Origin of the sequence: Peribacillus muralis (assembly GCF_001645685.2) — a bacterium.
Classification (GTDB): Bacteria; Bacillota; Bacilli; order Bacillales; family DSM-1321; genus Peribacillus; species Peribacillus muralis_A.
In genome coordinates this window covers 1,197,692-1,210,139 of the sequence record NZ_CP017080.1, presented here as the reverse complement: position 1 = coordinate 1,210,139, position 12,448 = coordinate 1,197,692, and the positions used below count along the sequence as shown (strand labels likewise).

The 12,448-nt window shown below is 39.9% G+C and carries 15 protein-coding genes; 10 read left to right on the top strand and 5 right to left on the bottom strand.

The window, feature by feature from the left end; all coding sequences use genetic code 11:
* The first annotated feature begins 246 nt into the window (after nt 1-246).
* Nucleotides 247-762: an antibiotic biosynthesis monooxygenase family protein gene (locus tag ABE28_RS05780; protein WP_064466640.1), complete on the top strand. Its 516-nt coding sequence runs from the start codon at nt 247-249 to the stop codon at nt 760-762.
* A 350-nt stretch (nt 763-1,112) separates the two neighbouring features.
* On the opposite strand, the gene ABE28_RS05775 is transcribed toward ABE28_RS05780, so the two are convergent.
* Nucleotides 1,113-1,574, bottom strand: coding sequence for a phosphatase PAP2 family protein (locus tag ABE28_RS05775; protein WP_064466641.1), 462 nt, complete (start codon nt 1,572-1,574; stop codon nt 1,113-1,115).
* An 89-nt stretch (nt 1,575-1,663) separates the two neighbouring features.
* On the opposite strand from ABE28_RS05775, the gene ABE28_RS05770 reads away from it, so the two are divergent.
* Nucleotides 1,664-2,875, top strand: coding sequence for a M20 family metallopeptidase (locus tag ABE28_RS05770; RefSeq protein ID WP_064466642.1), 1,212 nt, complete (start codon nt 1,664-1,666; stop codon nt 2,873-2,875).
* A 30-nt stretch (nt 2,876-2,905) separates the two neighbouring features.
* Here the strand turns inward: ABE28_RS05770 and ABE28_RS05765 are convergent, their stop codons facing one another.
* The 3 genes from ABE28_RS05765 to ABE28_RS05755 form a co-directional block, all read right to left on the bottom strand.
* Nucleotides 2,906-3,610, bottom strand: coding sequence for an EcsC family protein (locus tag ABE28_RS05765; protein WP_064466643.1), 705 nt, complete (start codon nt 3,608-3,610; stop codon nt 2,906-2,908).
* 99 nt (nt 3,611-3,709) lie between these two features.
* Entirely contained in the window at nt 3,710-4,918 is a 1,209-nt protein-coding gene (locus ABE28_RS05760) for an ABC transporter permease (protein ID WP_064466644.1), read from the bottom strand.
* Nucleotides 4,911-5,654, bottom strand: coding sequence for an ABC transporter ATP-binding protein (locus tag ABE28_RS05755; protein WP_057912648.1), 744 nt, complete (start codon nt 5,652-5,654; stop codon nt 4,911-4,913). Before ABE28_RS05755 ends, ABE28_RS05760 begins: the two co-directional genes overlap by 8 nt.
* A 659-nt stretch (nt 5,655-6,313) precedes the next feature.
* Between ABE28_RS05755 and ABE28_RS05750 the strand changes: the two genes are divergently transcribed.
* The 6 genes from ABE28_RS05750 (at nt 6,314) to ABE28_RS05725 (ending at nt 11,018) form a co-directional block, all read left to right on the top strand.
* The gene (locus tag ABE28_RS05750; protein WP_064466645.1) at nt 6,314-6,736 is read left to right on the top strand and encodes an HIT family protein; all 423 of its coding nucleotides are present in this window, start codon (nt 6,314-6,316) and stop codon (nt 6,734-6,736) included.
* A gap of 236 nt (nt 6,737-6,972) precedes the next feature.
* Complete coding sequence (gene serC, locus ABE28_RS05745) at nt 6,973-8,076, top strand: 3-phosphoserine/phosphohydroxythreonine transaminase (protein ID WP_064466646.1); 1,104 nt, start codon at nt 6,973-6,975, stop codon at nt 8,074-8,076.
* Between the two features lie 126 nt (nt 8,077-8,202).
* Complete coding sequence (locus ABE28_RS05740; RefSeq protein WP_064466647.1) at nt 8,203-8,721, top strand: tryptophan transporter; 519 nt, start codon at nt 8,203-8,205, stop codon at nt 8,719-8,721.
* Between the two features lie 525 nt (nt 8,722-9,246).
* On the top strand, nt 9,247-9,339 hold the full coding sequence (locus tag ABE28_RS26050) for an IS3 family transposase (protein ID WP_373921333.1): 93 nt from the start codon (nt 9,247-9,249) through the stop codon (nt 9,337-9,339).
* Nucleotides 9,340-9,925: 586 nt separating this feature from the next.
* Nucleotides 9,926-10,294 (top strand): YtxH domain-containing protein, encoded by a 369-nt coding sequence (locus tag ABE28_RS05730; protein ID WP_064466649.1) that lies wholly within the window; start codon nt 9,926-9,928, stop codon nt 10,292-10,294.
* 181 nt (nt 10,295-10,475) lie between these two features.
* Nucleotides 10,476-11,018: an HTH-type transcriptional regulator Hpr gene (locus ABE28_RS05725; RefSeq protein ID WP_064466650.1), complete on the top strand. Its 543-nt coding sequence runs from the start codon at nt 10,476-10,478 to the stop codon at nt 11,016-11,018.
* Nucleotides 11,019-11,020: 2 nt separating this feature from the next.
* On the opposite strand, the gene ABE28_RS05720 is transcribed toward ABE28_RS05725, so the two are convergent.
* Nucleotides 11,021-11,347 (bottom strand): DUF1878 family protein, encoded by a 327-nt coding sequence (locus tag ABE28_RS05720; RefSeq protein ID WP_064466651.1) that lies wholly within the window; start codon nt 11,345-11,347, stop codon nt 11,021-11,023.
* Between the two features lie 194 nt (nt 11,348-11,541).
* On the opposite strand from ABE28_RS05720, the gene ABE28_RS05715 reads away from it, so the two are divergent.
* Together ABE28_RS05715 and ABE28_RS25665 are read left to right on the top strand one after the other, a co-directional pair.
* The gene (locus ABE28_RS05715; RefSeq protein ID WP_064466652.1) at nt 11,542-12,081 is read left to right on the top strand and encodes a DUF3267 domain-containing protein; all 540 of its coding nucleotides are present in this window, start codon (nt 11,542-11,544) and stop codon (nt 12,079-12,081) included.
* Nucleotides 12,082-12,178: 97 nt separating this feature from the next.
* Nucleotides 12,179-12,361, top strand: coding sequence for a hypothetical protein (locus ABE28_RS25665; protein WP_061143102.1), 183 nt, complete (start codon nt 12,179-12,181; stop codon nt 12,359-12,361).
* Nucleotides 12,362-12,448: the final 87 nt, after the last annotated feature.

Below are 12,448 nucleotides of genomic sequence, written 5' to 3'. Positions count from 1 at the left end.
ATTTTCATTCATTCCTTACATAGAATATCAGAAGGATGTTGAATTTCAAATTGAATTACCTTCAACTATAGCTTTTTCTATAATGGAAGTATAGCTAACGTATATATTTGTCAAAAATTCGACGTTTTTGTCTTGTTGCTAAAGCGAATTGACTTGAAAATATTCAGTAAAATGAAAATGGTAAAAGCGCTATTCATTGGGTAAAATGGGTATACAGGTACTATATAGGAATTGGAGGGGAAATAAATGAACGTATACATTACGTCCGGCACTTACGAATTCATGAAAAACAAGAAAGATAAACATCCGGATGAAAACATATTACTGATGCAAAATCTTGAATCCGCCATCCTTTTACACGAAACTACAGGTAAAACGCTTTTTAGCTCCCCACGGAAGTATGAAGTCGTCGATGGGAAGGGTAATCTTCAGGATCATGGTTATGTAGTCATGAACAATATCCCTGTCAGTGAAGAAGGACAGCCAGTATTTGAACATCGGTTCAAAAATCGGGCAGGGCTAATTGAAAATGAACCAGGCTTCGTCGCCCTGCGCATCCTGCGGCCGCTAAATTCCGAAACGTATGTCATTTTGACGATTTGGGAGAAACAGGCTGATTTTATGAACTGGAAGAAGTCCTCTTCCTTCCAGAAAGCGCATGACAATGGTACTAAAGCTGCTGTAACGAACTCCAGTCAGAAGATGTTTACTGGTGAAGCCTATGTAACACAATATACATTGGTACAGGATTCAGAGGAATAATCCGTTGCGATTGAAGCTAAAGCCCGTTCTATTAAGAACGGGCTCTTGTCTGTCGACATACTTAAGAAAAATCGATGTTGAACTTCCGTTTTTCTGGTTCTGGATTTAATCGTTTCTTTTCATTATGGGCATTGAATTATCAAGGGCTGCAGCTACAGGCGCTTTTGCAGCTGTTGGGATTCCATAGGACGTAAATGAAAACGGGAAACTTGCATCCCCTTCAATCAACTTTGTTCTAAATCATTAAGATTACTGCTGCCAGTATCAACGTACAATACATTTTGACAAAACCCTTGTTTATTTCCAGGGAAATCAACAATTATTAACATATATTTCATCTTGGAGCGTCTTTATTGCACCAGCACCCTATATAAGTTGAACAAGATTATAGTGATTGCGCCACCTAAAGCATAAACTGCCAAAACATCTGTTGGATAATGGACATTCATGGCGATCCTGCTGAGCCAGATTAAAAGGATGAGGAAAAAGGATCCGGTCCCCGCCACCCATTTCAAAGAGGTTCGCTTAACTTCTTTTATGACCAAATAAGCCAAGATACTGAAGAATATTAGGCCAACCATAGCATGCCCGCTTGGAAAACTGAAGCCCGATGCCTCCACAAGCTGATGGTCAGGTCGTTGTCTTTGGATTTGATTTTTGATCATACCATTCATTAAATCGGTTCCACCCATTCCGATTGAGAATAAGGCCACCAATGGGTAATCCCTCTTTATGATCCATACTTCATGTCCTAGTAATAAGAATAACAATAAACACAGCAAAACTGCAGCGATCCAAAAAGGTTTAATCATGTGAAAAATCCCTTCAGCGACTAATCGACTCTGATTATTCAGAATATGATATACTATTTAACATTAATCCAATCATTGGGAGGTGCAACATGATACATCAATTACACACTCTTTTGGAAGGTTCTTACGAGGAAATGGTTTCCATCAGGAGGTATCTACATCAACATCCCGAGCTCTCGTTTCATGAAGTGCAAACCGCGGCCTTCATAGCTGATTATTATGAAAAACTGGGAATCGAACATATAACCAATGTAGGCGGAAATGGTGTCATTGCCACGATTACAGGAAGTAAACCCGGTAAAACGGTGGCTTTGCGTGCCGATTTCGACGCTTTACCCATCCAAGATGAAAAAGAGGTTCCCTATAAATCCACTGTACCAGGCGTCATGCATGCATGTGGACATGATGGCCATACGGCTGCTTTGCTGGTCCTTGCGAAGAACCTTAATGAGCTGAAGGATGAGCTCGAAGGTCGTTACCTTTTTATCCATCAGCATGCTGAAGAATATGCTCCAGGTGGTGCCAAGCCAATGATTGAGGCAGGCTGCCTTGATGGGGTGGATGTCATTTTCGGCACCCATTTATGGGCTACAGTCCCTACCGGAACTGTTCAATACACCTACGGGCCACTAATGGCTGCTGCTGACCGTTTCGAAATCATCATTCAAGGACAAGGCGGACATGGAGCACAGCCTCATAAAACCCGTGATGCAATCGTCGCCGGCTCCCAGCTAGTAACGAACTTACAGCAAATCGTAAGCCGCCGCCTTAACCCGATAGATTCTGCTGTCATCACCATCGGTTCATTCGTAGCCGATAATGCCTTTAATGTCATTGCAGATAAAGCCAAACTGATCGGAACAGTCCGAACCTTTAAGGAGGAAATCCGTTCATTCATAAGCGAAGAGATCGAGCGGGTTGTGAAAGGAACCTGCATAGCTGCTGACTGCACCTATGATTATCAATACTTCCAAGGCTATCCGCCGGTTATCCCGCATGACGCCGAAACGGAATTCCTTATCGGGAGCACAAAGTCGATCAAGGAAGTTTTGGTTACAGAGGAAATCGATCCGGATATGACAGGGGAAGACTTTTCTTATTATTTACAAAAGGTGAAAGGGACATTCTTTTTTACAGGTGCCAGGCCAAAAAATGCACAAGCTTACCCTCACCATCATCCTTTGTTTGATATCGATGAAAAGGCAATGCTCATTGCCGCAAAAATCCTAGGCACTGCTGCGATAACCTATCATAATAAGGAACAATCACAGCTCAAGGCGAACGAATCTTTATTACGATAATGGAAAAGGGAAGGGGTAATCCCCGTCCCTTCATCCTTTAAGCAGTCTGATTCGATAACAATTTACAGCCGTCTCCCCTAGCTGCTCCAGTAATTGATGGTTTGCATATGCACCGACAGCAGCCCCCAACCCTGGGACGAGCTGGAATAGCTTGATGACATCAATGTAATCGCGATATTCCTGCTGAAATTCTTGCCAGTTAATCTCAGGGACATTTCCTACGTGCCATTCTTCTATCACCTTTAATGTCTCCTGCCTTTTCTCCTCGCTTGAGAACGCCATCTGAAAAATATGAAGGATGAACAGCCGTTCCTCATATTTATTAGGATCGAAACCATATAAACGGGAAATTTCAAACAATAACCTCATCTTGATGCTTAGCAATAAAGGGAAATCAGCCAAACCAATCAATAGCCCTGCCGCACCTGTCCCCGCCCCTTCCATAATAGCCGTTTTGCGATATGCCGCTACGGTTTCCGTAACCCACTCTTCTTTTTGCTGTAAGGAAAGAAGCATTACGTTCTTCTCTTTGGACATATATTTAGATCCTGATAATACTGCCTGGATCATCGCTTTAATGCTATCGGTGATCATTTTATGGACACGTTCCGGGATGTAACCATTCACTTTCGTTTGCGCCTTTTTTGACATCCGCTCAAATTTGCCTGATTTCTTGGCCATCTTTTTTTTCCATGTTACTAGCTCCGCTAATGCATCTTGTTCATACTCATTCATTTACGCACCCCCGTTATGTATGTATATACTTATCTCAAGTCTTTTAGATTTCCTTCATGAAAAGAAAAAGCTGATTTCATGAAAAAATCAGCTTTCCGTTCAAAAGTTTTTAATTTTCTTTGTTGCGTAATTTTTAAACCCGACCAAGAAAGCAAGACCCAGCACCAGGGTGGCCAAAGCTGACATCCATTCCCCTTTTACAAGCAGGACGATACAAAAGACGAAGTCCTCAAAGAATAAGAAATATGAAATAAGCTTAATAACTGCAGATTCTCTCATTTTTGCCGGCAGTGGGTACAGAGAGACCCACACTTTCCATTCATGTATCTTCCATACCGGCAGCAGCTGCAGGGCTGTCATGAATAAGAATAAAAAAGTGACGATCAAATGAGCCCACATATTAGTGAATACGCTTAATATGACCGACCCTATGATGGTTAAACGAAGACAAAGTCCCACATAGTCATTGGACCGCAGCAAGGTGCGGGCATACAAAAAGGTATAAGTGGATTTTTCACCATATGGAATGAACGACAAGAGCCAGTCCATCCATTTCCTTCTTGATACCTTCCCTTTTAGATGGGGGACATCCGTAAACATGTTCGCAATTCGATAGAACGAATTCATTCGCTTATTTTCCAGTTCAACAAGGCGCTCCCACTTCAAGACAAAATCTTTGGCTGCACTCCGGTAATACAGGTAAAGCCCTATCAATATGAACATCGTAATGATGGCAAAGAAGATATTTGCCCCTGAACAGACGAAATAGAGCATCACTCCATTAAGGATGAAGCGGATGAGGGAGTCCCAATGGCTGACTGAGGGATCCTGATATTTCAATACGTTCCAGCGCATGATTAAATTCACAAACTTCAAAATCAGCAATACAACGAGAATGATCCCAAAATCCCTGCCGCCAGCACCCGTGACCTTCGTATACATTGGTATGAATGCAATAAGTACAGCAAGCAGGATAAAGCCTTGCATAACCCAACTCAACAACAGCGAATTGTTAAAATAACTTTTCAGCTTCGTTTCAAGCGGTAGCAAAAATACGGTATCAGGTTCCTTCAAAAAGGTATTTATCGGACTTCTTGTGACAAGAAGTGATAAAACAACGGCCATGATCCATTCGGCCGGGAAGTCAACGTCCAGCGTCTTCACCCAATCACTGTAATAATAAGCGAGACCACCAAGAACTAATACCATCACAAAAACCAAATGTCCGTTAAAAATGTAACGAAGGTATTTTTGCGTTTCATTTATATACCCCAAATATCTTTCCTTCCAGAGATTTTGACTATTCATGCCCAATTTCTTCTTTCGTCAATTGAATATACAAATCGTCCAGCGTCGCTCCCGGCATCGCAAATTGCTCCCGGAGCTGCTCAAGATTGCCCTTTGCACGAATTTCACCATTGTGCAGGATGATAAAGGAATCACAATACCTCTCTGCCGTTGCCAAAATGTGAGTCGACATTAAAATTCCCGCTCCGCTTTCCTTCATTTTCCTCATTAAATCAAGCAATGATTGAATGCCCAATGGATCAAGACCCACGAATGGTTCATCAACGATATATAAAGAAGGCTGCACCAAAAAGGCGCACATGATCATGACCTTTTGCTTCATCCCTTTGGAGAAATGGGCCGGAAACCATTTAAGCCTTTTCTCCATATGGAACTCCTTAAGGAGGGCATCCATTCTTTCTTTATATGTGGCTTCCGCCAATCCATGCGCCATGGCCGTCAGCTTTAAATGCTCCTCAAGCGTCAGCTCATCATATAAGATAGGCGTTTCGGGAACATATGTGAATTGTTTTCGATATGTATCGGGATCCTGCGCAAGCGTCTTGCCGTGTATCGATACACTGCCGCCCTTTGGCTCCATAAGTCCGATGATATGCTTGATCGTCGTACTTTTCCCAGCACCATTGAGCCCGATCAAACCCACCAGCTCATTTGGTTGAATGTCAAAACTTATCCCTTTTAAAACGGGCGTTTTCGTGTATCCGCCGACTAGTTGCTTTATTTCCAATAAGGACATATTAACGATCCTTTCTTTTGTAGAGGTTCTTATTCCCATTTTAACAAATTCTCCTGGATTTATATAGTCGAGTGTTCTCGGAGAAAAATTTCCAAAAATAACTAATTATATTTTTTCGGCTCACTGGCCATCATAAATAAGGAAGAAGGGGTTAGTCATTACGTGTGATTCACATCATATTGTAAATGAGGTGTCAGTTAAAGACGTATTACACTGAAATGCCCAAAGGTTTTATTACAAATGATTCACATCATCTTGTAAATGAGGTGTCAGTTAAAGACGTATAACTGAATTAAACCAGAAGCTTCATAATAAAAAAATCGTTTCGAGCAAGGAGATGGTTCTCTTGCACGTAAAAGCAGAAAAATCATTCAATGATTATCAATTATGCTTTATAAGTTGATGAAACTTTAAAGATATAGGAGATGGTTGCTTTGAATGGAAAAACTCTAACCAGATAACCGTATTTTACTTTATTGTAGATGAGGTGTTTGTCGCAGAGAATTTATGCTAATGCGAATTTTTGAAGCAAAACCCCCTTTTTCCAGGACAGGGTGCAACTCAATGTTGCATCCTGTTTTTATGATTTTTTCTTTTCGCAACGATCGATGCTATGGTACGATTAACCAAATACTCTAACTTTTAAGGGAGCGGTTTTGATGAGCGATTGCATTTTTTGTAAAATAATCAATGGAGAAATTCCCAGCACCAAAGTATTTGAGAATGAGCATGTATTGGCCTTTCTCGATATCAGTCAAGTAACAAAAGGACATACGCTGGTAATTCCGAAAGTACATAAGGAAAATCTTTATGAGTTAACACCTGAAATTGCCAAGAATTTATTCGAAGTCGTTCCGGAGATCTCCCGCGCGATGAAACAGGAATTCAACCCAGTTGGACTTAATCTCTTGAATAACAACGGGGAGGCTGCCGGACAATCCGTTTTCCATTTTCATATGCATCTAATTCCGCGACATGGAGAAGGTGACGGCTTCGGGGCAGTCTGGAAAACGAATGCAAGTGCTTATACACCTGATGACCTGAAGCAGATCGCTGATTCCATTGCCCAGCATATTGAATGATACCGGCTTGTCCGCATTTGAAGGCACCCAGCGCTTGATGTATCAAAAAAATGAATGCCGACTTGGTCCACACTAAAATGGTGCTGGACCATTTTAGTGTGGACCAAGTCGGCATTCATTTCACAAGGAGAACGACTTAAAAATTCTAAATTTTCCTCCAATTGAATTTCGATTTCTGTTAGGATAGACAAATAGGCGCAAACACTTTAATACACTATCGTATAGGAGGAAAAAAATTGAAACGAACACGCAATTTTAATGCTGGGCCGGCTGCCCTGCCCTTGGAAGTTTTACAAAGAGCACAAAACGAATGGTTGAATATCGAGGATTCCGGCATGTCCGTCATGGAGCTAAGCCACCGGAGTGCAGAGTTCGAAAAAATCCATAACCGTGCCATACAATCATTAAAAGAGCTTATGGACATTCCCGAAAATTATGAGGTCCTTCTGCTGCAGGGCGGGGCAAGTCTTCAATTCTCCATGATTCCGATGAACCTTTTGCCTGAGGGAAAAAGGGCAGATTATATCCTCACTGGCTCTTGGTCGGAAAAAGCATTAAAAGAAGCCAAAAAAGTTGGTGAAACGGCAGTGGTGGCTTCATCAAAAGATGATAAGTACACATTCATCCCCAAAGTTGAAGACATCAAATTGAATGAGGATGCAGCTTATCTTCACATTACAAGCAATAATACGATTTACGGAACACAATGGAAAGATTTCCCTCAAACGGGTCGCGTTCCTTTAGTGGCGGATATGTCCAGTGATATACTCAGCAAGAAAATTGATGTAAGTAAATTCGGCATCATTTATGCAGGCGCACAAAAAAACCTAGGTCCTTCCGGAATCACCGTTGTTATCATCCGTAAAGATTTGATAACGGACAACGACAGCATTCCATCCATGTTGAACTATTCCATCCATGCAAAAAATAATTCTTTATACAATACTCCACCTACATTGGCTATTTATTTATTATCGCTAGTATTGGAATGGGCAAAAGAACAAGGTGGAGTCGGGAAGATCGCTGAAAACAATGAAGAAAAAGCAAAAGTCATTTACGATGCCATCGACGGCAGCGATGGTTTTTATAAAGGGCATGCCCAGCCTGACAGCCGCTCTCTCATGAACATTACGTTTACACTTCCGTCAGAAGAAGCCGAATCACAATTTCTTAAAGAAGTGAAGCAAGCAGGATTCGTCGGACTGAACGGTCACCGTTCCATCGGTGGCTGCAGGGCATCGATCTATAACGCTGTCCCTCTATCCCATTGCCAGGAACTTGCCGATTTCATGAAAAAATTCCAGGAAGCTTTTAAGGCTAAGGAAGCTCAAATTTCTTAATCTCAAAAAAATCCACTTCTAAAAAAATAGGTCTTATGATATAATATTTTAACCTTCTTGCAACAAGCAATAGTGCATTGTTGAAGAAAAGATGTTAGTCGAGATGAGAATAGGAGAGATGAGTAAATGAAAACGAAAACCCTTGTGTCGCTGTCGCTATTAATCGGGATTGGGGCTGCCCTGCATTTTATCGTTCCAGGCTTCTTCCTTGGTATGAAACCGGATATGATGCTGCTGATGATGTTTCTGGCAATTATCCTGTTTCCTGAAAAAAGGAATGTGTTCATTGTCGCCTTGGCTGCTGGAGCCATCTCTGCCATGACAACTACATTTCCTGGCGGACAGATCCCGAATATTATAGACAAATTGGTAACAGCCTTTCTGTTTTACCTTTTATTCATCAGTCTTAAGAAGCTTACAACATCCGTTGTGACGGTTAGTATCTTGACTGCCGTAGGAACAATCATTTCCGGCGCTGTCTTCCTCGGATCGGCATATTATATCGTGTCCCTTCCAGGACCTTTCGTTGCCCTTTTCGGAGCAGTTGTACTTCCTGCCGTACTGCTGAATACAGTTGCGATGGTCATCATTTTTCCAATTGTGAACGGCATCGTCAGAAAATCGAATGTTTCCATCAATGCTTAACATAAATAAAAAGTGAACTGCACCCCAATCGTTAGACATCTAACAATTGGGGTGCAGTTTTTATATGGCTGAAATTACAGAACAACAGAAATACAAAGCATAACTAAATCCGTTGGAGTATGACATGCTTGGTTTCGCCAGAATGAATATCGACGTGCTTTTGAAAAACGCTATACAACTTAAAGGACAGAAGATGAACTGAATACACGAACAATGGTCGTCAATCCGCCAAACCGCTCCCGTTTTCAAATATTCCAGCACGTTCTGCCCTATTACTTTGGCAAAACAATGCAAGCGCGAAAGTAGTGCACGAACCAAGGGGAAAATGCACTTTACAGCTACTTCTATTCGTCGCGAATATCGTACGGAGCAGCTATTATTATTGGAAAAACGCCTTCGGGTATCAGGATAAATACGTGGAGATCAAGGCTGGCATGGAAACCTTCTCTCGGTTATTACAATCTGAATTACTTTACTACATGAATTTGACAGTATGAAGCATTTCAAGCAGGAAGTAGAAGAGATATCCATTATTGCAGTCATCAACGAATTAATGTGAAGTTAAAAGGCATGAGCCCGGTTGATTTCCGGATTCATGCCCACAAGCTGCCCAATTAAATATAACATCTAACTTTTCGGGTTCACTTCAAGTGTCAGGCGCTTTTTTACACTTATCAAACTGGAGTCAGCAGGGCCATCCTCTATAATCAGTGAATGAATAGCCACATCAACCAAATGAGAAGCAGCAAGACCCCGGGCAAACCCATAGCGTAAGCCCTGGCCTGGAGCACCCTCCTGGGAGGATAGATGCCGGGTATTTTTGCTTTCCTTAGAAAGTACCCCATCCCGCACAGGCAAATCAGGCCTAATAAAAAAATGATTTTCATTATTAACCCACCAGTGCCATCTATGTTCCGACAGCTTGTTTTTACTATCTATATGCTCATCCTTCCTTTATATGAAGCGTTTTCGCCAAAACTTCAAGTTATTTTTAAATATTATATATTTACTATCTAAGTTTAAGAAAATATTTTTGTGATATAAAGATAAAATGGTAGATACTCTTCCAAAGGAAAGAAAATTATGGTATTTTGTTATCAATAGCATTTCCAACCCTATTTTCAAAATTTCCAATTGAATTATATTTCGGCAGGGAATCAGACCATGTACCGCGAAAACAATATTATTGAATGAGGTGATCCTAATGAAAGCAAAATCATTACTAATTGGCTTTTTAACCGGAACAGTCGTAGCGGGTGCCGCAACCTTGCTTGCAGCACCAAGCTCTGGCAAGGACTTTCGAAATCGCATCAAAACGAATGCGGAAGAAATGAAGACTACCATTGATGAACTGAAGGTAAAAATGCAAAATATTAAAGATGACTCGTTGGAAGCCACTCAAATCAGCAAAGAAACGGTAAAAACATTCATTTCGGACGTTCAGGTGGTCATCGAGAATTGGAAACAGGAAATCGAACCGAATAAGAATGAATTATTGAAGAATGTTCAAGAAATTGAAACTTCTTTAAAACAATTGGAAACGTCCATCCCTACTTCAAAAAATAACAGCTAGCATCGTTACACAAACCGGATTCTCCATTTTTCCTAATAATTACATTTTTAACAAAGGAAAAATGGAGAATTCCTTAAAAAAACTAAAATTTTCTAAAAATTTTGCAAATATTATCTTTATTAATTTTTATTTTATTGTCATAATAAATATACAGAATCTTATAAGTAGGTGAGTCTATAATATGCAGAATAAAAATTATTCTATGAAAGAAGCAATGATTTTTAGTCAAAGAATTGCACAATTAAGCAAAGCATTATGGAAATCGATTGAAAAAGATTGGCAGCAATGGATTAAGCCCTATGATTTAAACATCAACGAGCACCATATTCTTTGGATTGCCTACCATCTTAATGGCTCTTCCATTTCAGACGTTGCAAAATTTGGGGTCATGCATGTTTCTACGGCATTTAACTTTTCCAAGAAAGAAAATGACAAGAGGAATACTTATATTGAGATCACATCTGAAGGCGAAAAGATTCTGCTTGATCTAATGGAGACTTATGACCCCAGTAAGAATTCTGCTTTCTCAGGTGCACTTCCACTGCGCGAGCTTTATGGTAAGTTCCCCGATATGATTGAAATGATGGCTGTCATCCGTAATATATACGGTGAAGATTTCATGCAAATCTTTGAACGGTCCTTCGATAATATTGATCAGGAGTTTACTGATGTCGAGGGTAAAATCACAAAAAAAAAGATAGAGAAAGAAACTGAACCAGTCTAGACTCACACTCTATCCATTTCCCTCATGAAGGATACATATAAACCTTGTGAGAGGCATGCGTCAATGCACTCCTTTATCGTTATTTTTGGATTGACCTTTCTTTCAAATTGGTTAAAAAGCGGTCGAAAGTTCATGTATCCTTCCGCTTTTTCTATTTCATAGCGTTTGCTCAGAATATCACATAATTCCAATAGATCATCCGCCTCCTTCTTCGTGAAATTTTTTTCCACAAGCAAAAAGTCCAATCTTGCCTTTGGGTTCCGTATCAGGTTCAATAAAAGCCCCTGATGAAAACGGAGTATGTCTATTTCTTCATTTAAGTTTCTCATACATCATTAATCCCCAATCAATCATTCATATTTAACTGCAAGCCGACCGTACCCGCCAATCATCAACTTTACCCTTATCCATTCTGTGGCAATTATTATCTTTATACTAAATCCAAGAATTCTATTGCTTTTTCCACCCATTCATCGTAATGTATGTAAGTAAATTCAACGGTCTTTGGAGGGCTGATTTCGAAATGAACTCGTGGAAAACAATTGACATGGCAAAACAATATGGGAATTGCCGTCTGTTCTTATTTTCCGTTTTTACTATATTGATGTCATTTGTTTTGATCTATACATTATTAAGTGCCGTTTCATCCCGGGTCGTTTTGTATGACGATCAAACAATATTATTTTTTGGCCTATTAGTCTTATTATATCCTGTTCACAAACTATTACACTATTTACCTTTACGATTATTATGTAAAAGAGTAAAAACTTCTTGGTCCATTAAGTGGAAGCTCGTCCTTACATGCAATGTGAATGTACATTATCCGATTCGAAAGCATCTCTATCTCTTGACACTTGTCTTACCTTTCTTCATTATGTCGGTATTATTAATTGGTTGTGCACTTAGATTTCCGCATTACATCCATTATTTCACCATTTTATTATCCCTGCACACCGGATTATGTGTATCGGATTTCATTTATATAAAAAACCTGGTTGGTTCACCAGGACATTCATTTATCGAAGAACATCGAGAAGGATACGACATCCTTATCCAAAAGTGATTTCATTTCTTTTCGCAAAAGATTTTTAAGTATCTTTTTTCATTATAATTTGGTATCGTATTTATACATGATGTTTTGCAAGGAGGGATTTTAGGTTTTGATCTCGTTCTGGTTTATTGTTGTTGCCATTTTGATCCTTTATAATATTAATAGAATGACCAACTCTTTATGTATCCAAAAAGAAATTGCTGAAGACCGTCAGCCTAAAGTATTCAGGACCATTAATGTATTAATTACTATTATGTTATTATCCTCCTATATTGAAATTTTGTATACGTAGAGATGAGCAACAAATGATGAAGCATTATTTGTTACATACATTGGTGATACCCGGTGCATTTTCAAAAATTATAAAGAAAAGGGGCGA